The sequence below is a fragment of the Pseudomonas sp. K2I15 genome, from assembly GCF_002204795.1.
In the GTDB taxonomy this organism is placed as follows: domain Bacteria; phylum Pseudomonadota; class Gammaproteobacteria; order Pseudomonadales; family Pseudomonadaceae; genus Aquipseudomonas.
The window spans coordinates 1-14089 of record NZ_NIXO01000089.1 but is presented as its reverse complement, the minus strand read 5'-3'; the positions used below and the strand labels follow the sequence as shown (position 1 = coordinate 14089).

Here is a 14089-nt window from a genome sequence, read left to right as displayed (position 1 = left end):
GCGGTGTGTCAGTCACTGCATCTGCGACTGATCCACCGCTTTCGCGAGCAAGCCCGCTCCCACATGTTTAGCCCAGTGCAGTCAGTTAGAAGGTGGTACGCAGACCGACCTGCACACTCCGCCCCGGCGCCGGGGCGATATCCCGCAGGATCGAACTGGCATACCGCACGGTCTGGTTCGTCAGGTTCTCACCGTTAACAAACGCCAGCCACTGGCTGCCACCCACATTGAAACGATAACCGGCGCTGGCACCCAACGTGGTGTAGCCATCAGTACCGCTTTCGTTATCCGGCACACGCCCCTGGCCCGCTGCGTGCTCGACATCGATACGCGCCTGCCAGCGATCCAGTTCCCACAACAAACCACTGTTCAAACGCAACGGCGCAATCCGTGGCAACGCTTCACCCGTGTCCAGGTTGGTAGCGCGGGTGTAATCGCCCGACAGCTCCAGCGCGAACTTGCCGTAGGCACCTTCCCCCAGCTTGATGTGATCCTGGGCTTCAAACCCTGCGAATCGCGCACGTACGCCGGAGTATTTGTACTCAGGGATGCCGCCGGCGTCTTGCTCACCTTCGTCGTTCAACGTCCGACCACTGCCCAGCAGGCCGATGTAGTTGGAGAAGTGGCTGTAGAACACCCCGAAGCTGCCCTTGTGGGTGCCATTATCAAAACGCAGCGCCAGGTCGCTGGACACGGCTTTTTCCTTCGACAGGTTGGCGTCGCCCAGTTCATAGGTGCCGGTGGCCACGTGGGCGCCGTTGGCATACAGCTCGTAGAACGTCGGCGCACGTTCGGTGTAGCCCAAGGTGGCGGCCAGCGACCAGATTGGCGTCAGCGTGTACACCGCGCCAGACGACAGGCTGCCGGCGGTGAAGTCGGCGGACGTGTTGGCATTGGCAAAGCGCTCGTTGCCTTTGCCGTCGGGGTTGACGTTGGTGTGTTCCAGGCGCCCGCCGAGGCTCAGCTTGAGGCGGTCGGTGGCCTGCATTTCTTCGAGGATAAACAGCGCGCCGGCAGTGGTGTCGGTCTGCGGCACGAAAGCTTCTTCACCCAGCGCCGAGAACTCGTTGCGGCTGACTTGCGCGCCCACCACGCCATTGAACGGCCCGATCGGTAAGTGCCGCGCTTCAACGCGGGCTTCGTAGCCTTTGTTCTTGAAGGTGGTGCCGGTCTCGCCGCCTTCGATTTCCATGTGCTGGTAGTCGGTATAGCCGGCGTCGAGTTTTACCGAGGTGAACGGGCCTTGCAGGTTGCGGATCTCGGACGCGAAGGCGTAGTGATCCTGCTTCATGCGGATGCGCACGTCCTGCTCGGCCGGGGAGCCGTAGTTGCTGTCGTAGTTGCTGTAGGACAGCCCGGCGTAACCGTCGTCCCAGGTGTAGGAACCGCCGACTGCGCCGCCGTCCTGGCGCCCGTTGCTGTTGCCCAGGCGACCGTTCTTGCCTTCACCGTCTTCGCTTTCCGGTGCGTGGCGACTACGGGCAAAACCGGGGATTTTCAGGTCGTTGAATTCCCGCGCGCTGGCGTCCAGGTGCAGGGCGAAGGTGCCGTTGCCGGCTTCCAGTTTGCCGGCGCTGCTGCGGGTGGTGTCGGCGCCGCCGTAGCGCAATTCGCCGGCACCGTGGATGCCTTCGATGGCTTCGGTGGGGATGCGGTTGTCGAAGGTATTCACCACACCACCGATGGCGCTGCCGCCGTAGAGCAGGGCGGCCGGGCCGCGCACGATTTCGATGCGGTCGACGTTGACCGGGTCCAGCGGCACGGCGTGGTCATAGGACAGCGACGAGGCATCCAGCGCACCGACACCGTTGCGCAGGATGCGAATGCGGTCGCCATCCTGGCCACGAATGATCGGCCGGCTGGCACCCGGGCCGAAGTACGACGACGACACGCCGGGCTGCTTGTTCAGGGTTTCACCCAGGCTGCCTTTTTGTTGCAGGGTCAGGTCGTCGCCTTCCAGCACAGTGGTGGGCGAGGCGAGGGTTTCGCTGCCCATAGGGTTACCGGTGATGACTTGGGGTTGCAACTCCAGGGCGTGGGCGTGGGAGGTGATCAACAGGGTGGCGGCCAGCGGGGTGAGGCGCCACAAAGGGAAGAGGGACATCGGTCGTTCCTTGGCAAACGGCAAAAAAAGAGAAGGCTGAAAACGGTAAGGGATTCGATACCCCTTGATAGTTATCGTTACAATATAACATCACTTTTTTCGCTGCCAAGGGGAACTTTCCCAAACCCTGCTCGATCATTCCCACGCTCTGCGTGGGAATGCATCCCGTGACGCTCTGCGTCACCGTTGCGCAGGGCAAAAAATCGCGTCGACCGCAGGACGCAGAGCGTCCAATTCGGCATTCCCACGCAGAGCGTGGGAACGATCGAATGCGTCTACAGTTAAAGCGGTGCTTCCACCGGCCCGGCCCGTCGGCTAAGGTGCGCGGCTTCGTTTTCTTCTTTTCGCAAAAGGCCCGGCATGACCGCGACAAACAAAGACCCGCTGCACGGCGTCACCCTGGAACAGGTCCTCACCGCGCTGGTGGCGCATTACCAATGGGAAGGCCTGGCCGAGCGCATCAACGTGCGTTGTTTTTCCAGCGACCCGAGCATCAAGTCGAGCCTGTCGTTCCTGCGCAAGACGCCGTGGGCGCGGGAGAAGGTCGAGGGTTTGTACGTAAAGTTGATGCGTACCAAGCGGCCGGTCGAGGACTGAGGTGAAACGTCACCTTATCGGCCTGGCAGCCCTCGGCGGTTGGGCTGGCCTGGCGCTGCAGCAGTACATCATTTTCTACTTCCGCTGGGTCGATGGCGCCAGCCTGTTGCCGGGCCTGGTGAATTTTTTCAGCTTCTTCACCGTGCTCACCAACACCCTGGTGGCGGTGGTATTGACCCATGCCTGGGTGCAACGGCCGTCCGCTGCCAGCCGGTTTTTCCTCGGGCCCGTGGTCAGCAGCGCGATTGCCGTGAGCATTGTCGTGGTCAGCCTCGCCTACAGCCTGTTGCTGCGGCACCTGTGGGCGCCTGCGGGCGTGCAGTTTGTGGCGGACGAGTTGCTGCACGACGTGATGCCGTTGGTGTTTGTCGCGTATTGGTGGTGGTGCGTGCCCAAGGGCAGCCTGCGGCTCAAGCACATCGGGCTGTGGGTGATTTACCCGTTGGTGTACTTCGCGTATGCGTTGCTGCGCGGGTATGTGTGGGGGCTGTATCAGTACCCGTTCATTGATGTGGACACGCTGGGTTATCCACAGGTGTTTATCAATGCCGGGGGGATTCTGGCGGGGTTTGTGCTGGTGGCGTTGGCAGTGGTGGGGCTGGACAAAATTCCCAGGTCGCCACGTAACTAATGAGGGAGCGGGCTTGCTCGCGAATGCGGTGCGTCAGTTGATACATGGCTGACTGATCCACCGCTTTCGCGAGCAAGCCCGCTCCCACATTTGATGCTCATTGTCCTTGAGGTTTTTATTCGTCGCTGCCGTCGGCGCGCCAGTAGCCTACGGCCTTGAGGAACGACTCATTCACCTTGTGCTCATCCAGCAACACCCGCCGCACCTGGCGCGACAGTTTGCTCTCGGTCGCGACCCAGGTGTAGAGCTTGCCGCCAGGCACCTGCAGCTTGGCGACTGTATCCAGCAAGTCGCGCTCGCCGCGCACTACCCAGACCACCTCGACATCCGCCGCGCTTTCCAGCGCCTGCTGTTCCGCCGTATTGGCCACTTCAATCACCACCAGCGCTTTGCGCCCGGCCGGTAACTCCTCAAGGCGACGGGCAATGGCCGGGATCGCGGTTTCATCGCCGATCAGCAGGTAGCTGTCGAAGATATCCGGCACGATCATCGAGCCGCGCGGCCCGCCGATATGCAGGTGCTGGCCGACCTTCACCTGTTCAGCCCAGGTGGACGCAGGGCCATCGCCGTGCAGCACGAAATCGATCTGCAGCTCGCCAATGTCCAGGTCAAAACGCCGTGGGGTGTAGTCACGCATGGCAGGCTTGGGGCCGTCGCTCTGGAGGCTGAAGTCCGGGCTGTCCAGTGCCGCTTGCTCGGCCGCGTTCTGCGGGAACAGCAGCTTGATATGGTCGTCGGCACCCATGCTCACAAACCCGGCCAACTGCGGCCCGCCGAGGGTAATACGGCGCATGCGCGGGGTGATGTCGACCACCTTCAGTACCTCCAGGCGGCGGCGCTTGATTTCGTGCATCACGCGGTGAATTTCCAATTTATTGGATTCAGTCATTGGGCTTGCTCCGGTACAAGTTGGACTGCCGGGCCGTCGACGATGGCCTGGGCGGTGGTGTTGAGCAGGGCGGCCACCCGGACGATTTCTTCCGGGCTCCAGCGTCCATGGTGCAACTGCAAGGCGTGGCGCAGGTTGTGCACCGCTTCGTGAATTTCCGGTGGCCGATCATGGCCGCGCAGCGAACGTTTGCTGACATCGATGCGCATGCGTACGCCTTCCAGGGCAATCGCTTGCTCACTTAAGGAAAGACGACCGGCGTCGGTGATTGTGTAGCGTTTTTTTCCGCCTTCGGCGTCGCCGGTGACCATTTCGCTTTCTTCAAGGAAGGTCAGGGTCGGGTAAATCACGCCGGGGCTGGGGCTGTAGGCGCCGTCGAACAGGCCTTCGATCTGGCGGATCAGGTCGTAGCCGTGGCACGGCTGTTCGCCGATCAAGGCCAGCAGCAGCAGTTTCAGGTCGCCGGGGGCGAATACCCGTGGGCCTCGGCCGCCGCGTTCGCGGCCCGGGCGTTTTTCGAAGCCGTCGCGGCCTTCACCGTGGGGATGGTGGGAATGATGGTCTCTCATTTTTTCAGTGCTCTCGTTTGGTTTAGATACAACTTAAGATATATCTTAATATGAGCGCAAAATTTCCAGACGAGCGGTCACGACCCGTGATCGGACGAAAAAAGGGTCTTACAAGGACCTGGGCACTGTGTCAGCCAGGAATCCGGGTGTGCATCGATATCGGTTATTGTCTTGCTGGAGATGTTCGCCTTACTAACATCTAAATAGTCGCTAGTTAGAGCATTAAGTAGTACTGATCTTACAGACCATTCTGTTATTGTTTTTAAGTCGATTTTAGTTCGTGTAGTCTTTCTCTTACGGCCAGAAATTTAGATTTTCCAATTTATTGTATTTTTCATGCTGGCTATTGGCCGGGTGAACTACGCTACTTCCAGAAATACCCTGCTTATTTTCTCCGAGTGTCTGCCGATAATCCTTCCGCGTTGAATTGACCGCTTATACCGGTTTATTCATTCGCGGGTATTAACGGCCAGGGCAGTATTTCAACTGCTCGGCGCCACTCAAATGAAAATACAGGTACTTAATGATGTTCAAGAAAACTGCACTCGTGGCCTCTCTGGCTGTTCTGGCGCTGGGCTCCTCCAGTGTATTTGCGGCCGGTGAAGCCACCAGCACCATCAACATCTCGGCGAGCATTCCCACCAAGCAATTCCACGCCCAACCTCGCGACCCCAACTTTGGCCAGGCCGAGGTCATGAACTACAACACCGTCAGCGGCCAGTTGAGCAGCCTGCGCGCCGTGTACGACGTGAAAAACACCGACGGCCACATTGCCGCCTACATCGAGGGCGGCCCGGCTGTGCTGTCCAACGGCAGCAACGGCATTCCCCTCACTACCACCTTCAACGGCGTTGTACTGACCGGTACGCCAACCGAAGTGGTCGACGATGCGTCCTCCACCCCAGGCACCCAGGCTGACATGGTGATTAACGCCGCCAAGCCGGCCGATACAGATTCGGGCCTGTACACCACCAATTTCGTGGTGGTGTTCGACAGTGTGCCGCGTGTTGCACCTGCACCCTGATTCAAGGCGCGTTAGTTAAAGCGCTCGTGTGACCGCTCTCTATTTACCGATCGACGGCAGCGCCTGCCGATCGATCGGTTTTTATTGAATCAATTGCCTGCCCCTTGAGAATTCCGTTCATGTTCCCGATGACTCCCATCGCGACGGCGCTCGCCTTGTTAATGTGCACCAGTGCACTGGCTATCGCCGCCGACGGTACAACACCGCGAAGTTTGCTGGCCCAGGCCAAGGGTTTACCGGCGGACTTTGAAGAGCACTTCTTCGATGTTCCATTGGCCGTACGCGTGGAACGTGACCAACACTTTATTGGTGAGGCGATGATCGTATTGTCCCGTGACGATCGCCTCACACTGCTGCGCTTTACCGACCACCAGGACAGTAAGGTGCTGGCCCATGAACACGACCTTTGGGACGACTACCTCAAACAAGGCGTAAAGCTCGGAGCCTGTGAACGCAACTGCCCGGAGCAACTGCTGGCGGTGCATTACAACCTGGAAAATTCCCTGGTCTCGTTGCTCACCGCCAACGCCGAGCGCAATGCTGAGGAACGCCGCTTCTACGAGCTGCCCAAAGACGGCAGCCGTGGCCTGATCGTGCGCAACCAACTGAACCTGACCGGTGGCCAGGACCAGGAACTGGGCGGGCGCTATGGCATTGAGGCCAGCAGCAGCCTGGGCAACTGGAGCCAGTCGCTGAACATGCAGTTCTCGCGTTTCGGCGGCCCGGACGACGACACGCTTTACCACTCGATCTACGAGCTTTATACCCAGCGCGAACTGCAAGGCAACTTCCTGCGCCTGGGCTACTTCACCCCCAATTCCGAAGGCTTGACCCGCCAACTGCGCACGTTCGGCTCGTCGCCCGACACCGCCATGGGCGTGATGTATGGCAGCTCCGACACCCTGGCGATCAACAACCCGCAGCCCAGCGTGTACCCGATCTACATCACCGCCAACCGCCAGGCGTCGGTGGAGATCTACCGCAACGGGCTGCTGATCAACACCCAACTGGTGCCGGCCGGCTTGCAGACCCTCGACACCCGGCCACTGCCCGGTGGCATCTATGAAGTGGAAGTGCGCCTGGTGGAAGACAGCCAGGTCACCCGCACCACCACTGAGCTTGTGTACAAGCCCTTCAACTGGCGCAACCACGACAACCCGTGGCGCTACAACCTGTTTGCCGGGCGCGAGACCAAGCTGTTCAGCAACTGGGAGCAACAGGCCAGTGGCGACATGACCGCCGGTGCCTCGCTCAACTACCTGCTGCACCCGCGCCTGGTGGTGGGGATGTCCGGGCGCCAGGTGCATCAAAACATGCAATACGGCACGTCTCTGGACTGGACCCTGAGCAATAATGCCAGCGTGTATGCCAACGTCTACCAGACCGAGCAATACGGCACCGGCGTCGACCTCAACGGCCTCTATGCCTATGGCAGCGGCAGCGTGGTGTTCAACCACACCCGCGCCTGGCTCGACACGCGCAATACCTGGGAAACCTTGTCCGACGGCACGCGCCTTCGCCAGCGGGAAGTATTTACCGGGCAGACCAGTAACTCATCGATTTCCCTGAACCACCGCCTCGACCCGAAAAACTCGGTGAGTACCCGCGTATCCCACAGCGAGGGCAATGTCGAAGGCATCGGCGTCGACCTGGGCTGGACCCAGCGCACCTTCCTGTTGGGCAGCGACGCCAATTGGCGCCTGTCGCTGTTCGACCGGCCGGCCAGTTCCAGCACCGGCAACGAGCGCAACCGCGGGGTGGATTTCACCATCAGCCTGGCCCTGGGCGGCCCCGGCGAATACTGGTCCGGCAGCATCGGCACCCGCACGGCGCGTGAAGGCGGGCGCGACAACAATGCTTCCGTGAGCTACCGCCGCGACCTGCAAGGCGAATTGCTGCAAAGCGTCTCGGCCACGGCGCTGACCGACACCTATGGCATCGGCCTGTCCGGCATGGCCAGCTTCCAGACTCGGCAGGTTCACGGTGACGGCTTCCTCCAGCAATCCTCGTTCAACAACAACCTGAGCGGCGGCCTGAACCTGGACAGCACCCTGGTGCTGGGCGGCGAAAAAATGCTGCTCACCAGCCAGCAACACGGCCAGGGCGCGGGGATGATTATTGATGTGGAGTCCGACCTCGACGACATCGACCTGCACGCCGATGACTTGAGCGGCGGCAGCGTCAAGTTGAAACCGGGGCGTAACTACATCCCCATGACCGCCTACAAAAGCAGTTCGGTCAGCTTCGACTTTCACGGCACCCACACCCCGCCGGCCACCATCCAGCCGGCGCGTTTTGGCTATCACCTGAACAAGGGCGGCGTGGACTACCGCAGCATCAGCGTGCGCAAAACCGTCACCGTGCTCGGTCGCCTGCTTGACCCACAAGGCGTGCCGCTCAAGGGGCACCACATCATCAACCACGCCAGCCGTGGGGTGAGTGAAGTGGACGGGTTCTTCTCGATGGAAATGACCGCCGGTTCACCCACTTTGGAAGTGCGCCGGGGCGACCAGTTGCTGTGCCAGTTCCGCCTGGACCCGGCCAAGGCCCACAGTGAAAACGATGTGTTGATGATCGGCGATTTGCGCTGCACGCCGGATACGTTGGCGACCACCCACAAGGCCGACACGGCAGGTTGAATCATGATCAGTAAACTGTTTCAGCGCGTATTACGCGCAGGTGTTTTAAGTGCGCTAATGACGGGAAGCGCCCAGGCACTCACCCAGGACATTACCGCAGAGTTTGTCCCGGACCCGACGAACCCGTCACGCAACGAATTTAAAAACACCACGCCGGAAAGCGGTGTATGCCCTTGGCATATTCCGGCCCGCTGCAAGCAATTGAATATTTTCACGATCCGGACTGCGTTTTCTGCCCACTCCAAGGGGATTATTTATCCCAACCCCAAGGACCCTCGGCAAGGCGCCATGTGGAAAGTGCCCTCCGAATGGCGGGATGTGCAGGTGCGCCACACAGACACGGGAGAAACCAGCACGGTGCAGGTGCGGATTGCCGGCATTGGGCATCGCATAGACATGCGACCCGGCGTCTCGGGATGGCAGTTGCCAGGGATTCCCTGGAACTGGCAGTGGCGTAATGCTCCCAGCCCGTGCGAGGGCACGGGCTACATCGCGGCGGCTACCAACTTCCTGCTGTTTTTCTGGTTGGTTCCGGAGAACGCGGGCGTATGCAGTCGGCAGCCAGGAATGGAGATGCTGGCACTGCAGTACAGCACGATCGAATATGCCTACGCGTTAAAAACCCCCAACCCGCTTAGCATGGCGGCCGGCACCTACACCGGTAGCATCAAGTACACCCTCGGGCCGGGAGGTGACTTTGACCTGGGCGACAACATGGTCGCTACCGACAATCTGTTCATTCTCAACTTCACCCTGAACGTCACCCACATCCTCAAAGTCGAGATTCCTCCCGGTGGCAATCAGGTGGAGTTGGTGCCCCAAGGCGGCTGGCAAAGCTGGGTGCAGCAGGGTCGCAGGCCGCAGCGCCTGTTCCGGGACCAGACCTTTAATATCTGGACCACCACTCCTTTCAAGATGCAATTGCAGTGCGGCGACGTGTTCGGCAACACCTGCGCCATCACCAATGCGCTTGGCCACCAGGTGCCGGTGGACATCGCGGTCAGCTTGCCCGGTGGCATCAGTGACAGGGCACGCCAGCACGTCCGCCAGCGCCCGCTGCGCCTGGACGGTGGCGGCACCGAATTTTTCCAGCCGACCCATTACGTGGACCGGCGGCCCGGCACGTTGCATTTCGAAATCCAGAAGCCCTACGTCGAGCAGATGCTCACCCCCAAACACGCGGGCCAGCGGTATTCCGGCAGCGTGACGGTGATCTGGGATTCAGAAACTTAAATTCAATCAAAGAGGACATTGTATGAAACAGCTAATGGCAGGGGTCGGCTTGTGCCTGTACGCCCTCGGGGTTCAGGCGGGGCCGAGCATCAACGTCGGCGTGGTCTACGACTACATGGACGGCGACAAGGGCACCTACCTCAAGCGGGTGTTCAACGGCGGTGACAGCACCGCCTTCGTCAAGATCAGCGTGGCGGAAATTCGCTACAACGCCGAGGGCATCTCCGAAGAAGTTCCGCTTGAAAACCACGCCGACAACGGTGCCCGCGACGGCCTGATGGCCAGCCCGGCGCGGCTGATTGTGCCGTCCAATGGCATGCAGGGCACGCGCTTGCTGTACGTGGGCGAGCGCGAACAGGAGCGCTACTTCCGGGTGCGTTTTGTACCGGTGGTGCCGGAGCGCGAAGATGAATTTGCGGTCTCCCAGGAAGAACGCGAGGCTTACAAGGAAACCCTGAAGGCCGGGATCAACGTGCTGGCGGGTTACGGCACAGTGTTTTTCGTGCGGCCTACCCATACCCGCTTCGATACCCGTATCGATGATGGCGCAGGCAAATACCAGCTCAACAACAGCGGCAACAGCGTGGTGGTGGTCGATGAGTTCAAGGACTGCGCGGCCACCAATGCGCTGGACTGCCAGCCGGTGACCAAGAACCACATTTTGCCGGGCCGGGCGTTTCGTTTCGACAAGCAGGCCGGGCGCGTGTACCGCTTCAACCTGGTGGAAGGCGGCACGCAGAAAACCATCGAGGTGCGAGGCTGATGAACCCACGTGCTGCAAAATGGCTGATGCTCGTGGCGCTGGCGGCCGCGCTGGGGGTGTTCTGCACCGAGGTATTCGCCATCCGCGACGAGCATACGTTTGAGGTGTCGGTGTCGATTCCCACCAGTGACTTCTACGTGCTGCCGGTTAACCCGCAGTTCCTCGAACGTGAGCAGCGCATGGCCTGGAACACCCTCACATCGACGCTGACGCCGCTGCGGGAAAGCTTCGATGTGAAGAACATTGCAGGCGGCATCACCGCGCGCCTGGGTTATGCGCCGGTGTTGTCCAACGGCTTCACCTCGTTCGCGCTGGACGTCTCCTTCAACGGTCAATCGTTAACGCTGCTGGATACCACGGTGGTGCCTGCCGAACAGGCCAAGGTCGGTTTGCGCGTGCCCCTGGTGATCAGCGCCATGGAGCCCGACGGTGGTTACGCGGCGGGGCATTACTTTGGCAGTGTGCAGCTGATTTTTGATGCGTTGCGGCCCTGAGTCAGGGCACGCGGCACAACGTCATGCTGTCCGGTTGCAAGTAAGGCGTAAGGATCGGTGCCATGCCCTTGAGCACTTGCACCGGCAGCGCCGAGGTGAATTTGAAGCCCTGGGCCGACGCGCCGGGCACAAAGGCGGTGAGGGCGCCGAAGTGATGGTCACCGATATAAAATACGAACGTCGCCGTGCGGTTGATCGCCTTGGAGCTGAGAATCCGCCCGCCGGCGCCGATCGCTTCGATCCGGTTGTCGCCGGTGCCGGTCTTGCCGCCCATGGCCAGCGGGGTGCCGTCGGCAAGTTTGAAACTGCCCGAGACACGGCGCGCGGTGCCGGCGTCCACCACTTGTGACAAGGCCCCGCGCAATGCCGTGGCCACCTCGGAAGGCATCACCCGCTTGCCGCGATTGGGGTCGTTGACCAGCCGGGTTTCGTAGGGCGTGTCAGCGGCAAAGCGCAGGCTGTCGATGCGCAGCGTCGGTTGGCGCACGCCATCGTTGAGGATGATCCCCACCAATTCCGCCAATGCTGCCGGGCGGTCACCGGAGCTGCCGATGGCCGTGGCCAGCGATGGTACGAGGTGGTCGAAGGGGTAGCCGACTTTCTGCCAGCGCTGGTGAATATCCAGGAACGCTTCGATCTCCAGCATGGTGCGGATACGGCTGTCGCGGGCGCTCTTGTGACGGCTTTTGAACAGCCAGCTGTAAACCTCCTGGCGCTCGTGCTCACTGGCGGCGGTGGCTTGGGTGAAGGTCGCATCCGGGGTGTTCAGCAGGTAGCCCATCAGCCACAAATCCAGCGGGTGCACTTTGGCGATGTAGCCTTGGTCCGGCAGGTTGTAGGCGCCGGGGCCATAGTTTTGGTAGAGCTTGTCGAGGCGCTCGTCGGTGAGTTTTTCAGTGCTTTTCACGCTGCTCAAGTGCGAGCGGATGAAGCTGTTGAAACTCGCCTGGCTGGCGTTGGGCAGCAGGTAACGGTGCACGGCGGCCAGGCGAATGGCGGTGGGGTGCATGCCGTCGAGGAAGGTGTCGAGGCGAGCCTGGGTGTTTTTATTGCGGTACTTTTTCCAGAATTTGAGCAGGAAGGTGGTGCCTTCGCGGTCGGCAAACTGGGCCAGGTATTCCTGACGGCGCGGGTCGTTGTCGTCCTTGAGCAACTCGGCGCTGTTGTTCGGCCCCTGGTAGGTGCTGTAGCGCACCAGGTCGCGCATCAGGCGAATGAACGGCAGGTTGATCGACTCGCGCAGGGCTTCGATCAACGTGGGCGTGCGGCCATTGTCCTGAACGCGAAAGTTGTGGAAGTGGTGCATGCCGCCACCGGTGAAAAAGCCTTCGCTGGTGTTGGCCGAGTATTGGCGATTCAGGGCGGCGTCGAGCATGGCCGGCAGGTTGCGGTCGCTGTTCTGGATCAGGTAATCGAGGGCCCATCGGGTGATGCGGTCCTGTTCGTCCACCGGGACTTTGCGCAACTCGGCGGCGGGTTTGGCGCCGTATTTATCGTGCAGTTCGCTGACGATTTGCAGGTAGGTGGTCATCACTCGCAGCTTGGCGGTGGAGCCCAGTTCCAGCTTGCTGCCTTCGTTGATGTCGAAGGGCTGGTCGGTGCTGTCGGTCTGCACCCGCACCCGCGCGCCATCGGGTGTCATCTCGTAGAGGTTGAAGCTGTAGCGCACCTGGGCGGTGCTGGCGGGCGTCAGCAGCGTGGGGCCGATCAGGCCTATCTGCGCGGCGAAGGCCGGGTCGGCGAGCTGCTTGAGGTAGGCGCTGGCCTGGGCTTGCAGGTCGGCTTGCAAGGTGCTGGTGGCGGCGAGGTCGAGGCGGTCGAGGTCGTACAGCGGCTGGTTGAGCAGGGCGGCCAGGCGCGTGCGTGCGACGCTGATGCCTTTGTTGGTTTCGATCGGCTGGATCGTCGGCTGCAGTTGCCAGTCGCGGTAGGTGACTTTGCTGGCGAGGGCCGCCTTGGCCAGCGCCGGGTCGATCACATTGTTTTGTGCGAGCAGGCGGATGTGGCTGTCGGTGAGGTCGGCCAGTTCCTTGTGGCCCTTGGACAAGTAGTGAGAGGGGCGGCGCTGGGCGATCATCAACGACAGCACCTCGCGCAGGGCCAGGCCTTTTTGCGGCAGCTGTTTGGGGTCGTTGCTGTTGAGCAATGCATTGGTCTGGTTGAAGTCGGCGCCGTACCACACGCGCAAACCTTCGGCCATGCCGTGCACTTCGCCGTGGCCGGGCACGGCCGACAGGGGCACGCTGTTGAGGTAGTCGCGCACGATGTCCTGGCGGGCCACCAGGGTTTGCGGGCCGTCCTGATAGGCACGCACGCTGGCTGAAATCATCTGGCGGATTTTCTCGCCGCCGGACAAGGTCAGGCCGTCGGGTGAGTGGCGGTATTTTTCCAGTTGAGTGGCCAGGGTGCTGCCGCCTGCCGTCTGGCCGGGCAGGTGCAAGAGCTTCGCCACCTGGGACCAGGCCGCCTTGGCAAAGCGTGGCCAATCCACGGCCGGGTTGAGTTGGGGGTTTTTCGGGTCGAGCAGGTCACGGTCTTCGATAAACAGCAGGCTGTTGATCACCACCGGCGGAATCGCTGCGAAGCTTGAGTAGAACTGCTGTGGATAGGTGAACTGATACAGCGGCGCGGCGCGGCAATCGGTGATGGTCAGGCCGGCCTGGATTTTTTCCGGGTAGGGCACGAACAGGCCACGTTGGGTGTAGGCCATCAGGTCGGGGGAGAAGCGCGCCTGTGCCTGGATCAGGTAGTCACGCTTGATCAAACGCGGCAGGAACTCGCCAAGGGCGCTGTAGCCCAGGCGCTTGTCGAAGGGCCCTGCGCCGGGGTAGATCCGCGCATCGCTGGCGCCGGGGTGCATTTGGTAAGTGAGGGTTGAAGCGAGGTCGGTGAAGGTTTTGGCCTGCAGCCTTGAGGTGTGCATTTCCCGCACGGCGGCAAAGCCCAGGGCGATCAGCGCAATCAGCAACACCAGCCAGAACAACCGCCACCACAGACGGCGACGGGGAGGTGGGCTTTGTGGCAATGGCTGTTCGTCCGGGCTATCGGTGGATACCGCAGCCTTGGTAGAAGCGTTTTGCCATAAAGCGCCCATAGTCGATTGATCCATTTAGGTAGATTGATCGGACTTGGTTGAAGCTTAGACG

Annotated in this window: 11 protein-coding genes; 7 read left to right on the top strand and 4 right to left on the bottom strand. The window is 61.1% G+C overall.

The features are described 5' to 3' along the window. Window positions 1-85: 85 nt before the first annotated feature. Window positions 86-2104: a TonB-dependent receptor gene (locus CEC48_RS28995; protein WP_088426948.1), complete on the bottom strand. Its 2019-nt coding sequence runs from the start codon at window positions 2102-2104 to the stop codon at window positions 86-88. A gap of 360 nt (window positions 2105-2464) precedes the next feature. Between CEC48_RS28995 and CEC48_RS28990 the strand changes: the two genes are divergently transcribed. Both CEC48_RS28990 and CEC48_RS28985 read left to right on the top strand, forming a co-directional pair. After that, window positions 2465-2701, top strand: coding sequence for a VF530 family DNA-binding protein (locus CEC48_RS28990; RefSeq protein ID WP_088426947.1), 237 nt, complete (start codon window positions 2465-2467; stop codon window positions 2699-2701). A 1-nt stretch (window position 2702) separates the two neighbouring features. Then, window positions 2703-3332, top strand: a complete 630-nt coding sequence (locus tag CEC48_RS28985; protein ID WP_088426946.1) for a Pr6Pr family membrane protein — start codon at window positions 2703-2705, stop codon at window positions 3330-3332. A gap of 115 nt (window positions 3333-3447) precedes the next feature. On the opposite strand, the gene CEC48_RS28980 is transcribed toward CEC48_RS28985, so the two are convergent. Next, on the bottom strand, window positions 3448-4221 hold the full coding sequence (locus CEC48_RS28980; RefSeq protein ID WP_088426944.1) for a siderophore-interacting protein: 774 nt from the start codon (window positions 4219-4221) through the stop codon (window positions 3448-3450). Further along, entirely contained in the window at window positions 4218-4790 is a 573-nt protein-coding gene (locus CEC48_RS28975) for a PadR family transcriptional regulator (protein ID WP_088426943.1), read from the bottom strand. The genes CEC48_RS28980 and CEC48_RS28975 overlap by 4 nt, the downstream gene beginning before the upstream one ends. A 526-nt stretch (window positions 4791-5316) precedes the next feature. On the opposite strand from CEC48_RS28975, the gene CEC48_RS28970 reads away from it, so the two are divergent. The 5 genes from CEC48_RS28970 (at window position 5317) to CEC48_RS28950 (ending at window position 10943) form a co-directional block, all read left to right on the top strand. Beyond that, window positions 5317-5814: a CS1 type fimbrial major subunit gene (locus tag CEC48_RS28970; protein WP_088426950.1), complete on the top strand. Its 498-nt coding sequence runs from the start codon at window positions 5317-5319 to the stop codon at window positions 5812-5814. Window positions 5815-5933: 119 nt separating this feature from the next. Beyond that, window positions 5934-8453, top strand: a complete 2520-nt coding sequence (locus CEC48_RS28965) for a TcfC E-set like domain-containing protein (protein ID WP_088426941.1) — start codon at window positions 5934-5936, stop codon at window positions 8451-8453. 3 nt (window positions 8454-8456) lie between these two features. After that, window positions 8457-9686 carry a hypothetical protein gene (locus CEC48_RS28960; RefSeq protein WP_256579795.1) on the top strand — a complete coding sequence of 410 codons (1230 nt, stop codon included), beginning with the start codon at window positions 8457-8459 and terminating at the stop codon, window positions 9684-9686. Between the two features lie 22 nt (window positions 9687-9708). Next, the gene (locus tag CEC48_RS28955; protein WP_088426937.1) at window positions 9709-10449 is read left to right on the top strand and encodes a pilus assembly protein; all 741 of its coding nucleotides are present in this window, start codon (window positions 9709-9711) and stop codon (window positions 10447-10449) included. After that, window positions 10449-10943 carry a CS1 type fimbrial major subunit gene (locus CEC48_RS28950; RefSeq protein WP_256579794.1) on the top strand — a complete coding sequence of 165 codons (495 nt, stop codon included), beginning with the start codon at window positions 10449-10451 and terminating at the stop codon, window positions 10941-10943. Before CEC48_RS28955 ends, CEC48_RS28950 begins: the two co-directional genes overlap by 1 nt. Before the next feature lies 1 nt (window position 10944). Here CEC48_RS28950 and CEC48_RS28945 read toward each other — a convergent pair whose 3' ends face one another. After that, a complete protein-coding gene (locus CEC48_RS28945; RefSeq protein ID WP_088426935.1) occupies window positions 10945-14037 on the bottom strand; it encodes a transglycosylase domain-containing protein in 3093 nt (1030 codons plus the stop codon). Window positions 14038-14089: the final 52 nt, after the last annotated feature.

What these genes read in the sequence shown, in the direction of transcription:
- CEC48_RS28995 (WP_088426948.1), bottom strand. Translation starts at nt 2,104, where the DNA reads ATGTCCCTCTTCCCTTTGTGGCGCCTCACCCCGCTGGCCGCCACCCTG.
- CEC48_RS28990 (WP_088426947.1), top strand. Translation starts at nt 2,465, where the DNA reads ATGACCGCGACAAACAAAGACCCGCTGCACGGCGTCACCCTGGAACAG.
- CEC48_RS28980 (WP_088426944.1), bottom strand. Translation starts at nt 4,221, where the DNA reads ATGACTGAATCCAATAAATTGGAAATTCACCGCGTGATGCACGAAATC.
- CEC48_RS28975 (WP_088426943.1), bottom strand. Translation starts at nt 4,790, where the DNA reads ATGAGAGACCATCATTCCCACCATCCCCACGGTGAAGGCCGCGACGGC.
- CEC48_RS28970 (WP_088426950.1), top strand. Translation starts at nt 5,317, where the DNA reads ATGTTCAAGAAAACTGCACTCGTGGCCTCTCTGGCTGTTCTGGCGCTG.
- CEC48_RS28965 (WP_088426941.1), top strand. Translation starts at nt 5,934, where the DNA reads ATGTTCCCGATGACTCCCATCGCGACGGCGCTCGCCTTGTTAATGTGC.
- CEC48_RS28960 (WP_256579795.1), top strand. Translation starts at nt 8,457, where the DNA reads ATGATCAGTAAACTGTTTCAGCGCGTATTACGCGCAGGTGTTTTAAGT.
- CEC48_RS28955 (WP_088426937.1), top strand. Translation starts at nt 9,709, where the DNA reads ATGAAACAGCTAATGGCAGGGGTCGGCTTGTGCCTGTACGCCCTCGGG.
- CEC48_RS28950 (WP_256579794.1), top strand. Translation starts at nt 10,449, where the DNA reads ATGAACCCACGTGCTGCAAAATGGCTGATGCTCGTGGCGCTGGCGGCC.
- CEC48_RS28945 (WP_088426935.1), bottom strand. Translation starts at nt 14,037, where the DNA reads ATGGGCGCTTTATGGCAAAACGCTTCTACCAAGGCTGCGGTATCCACC.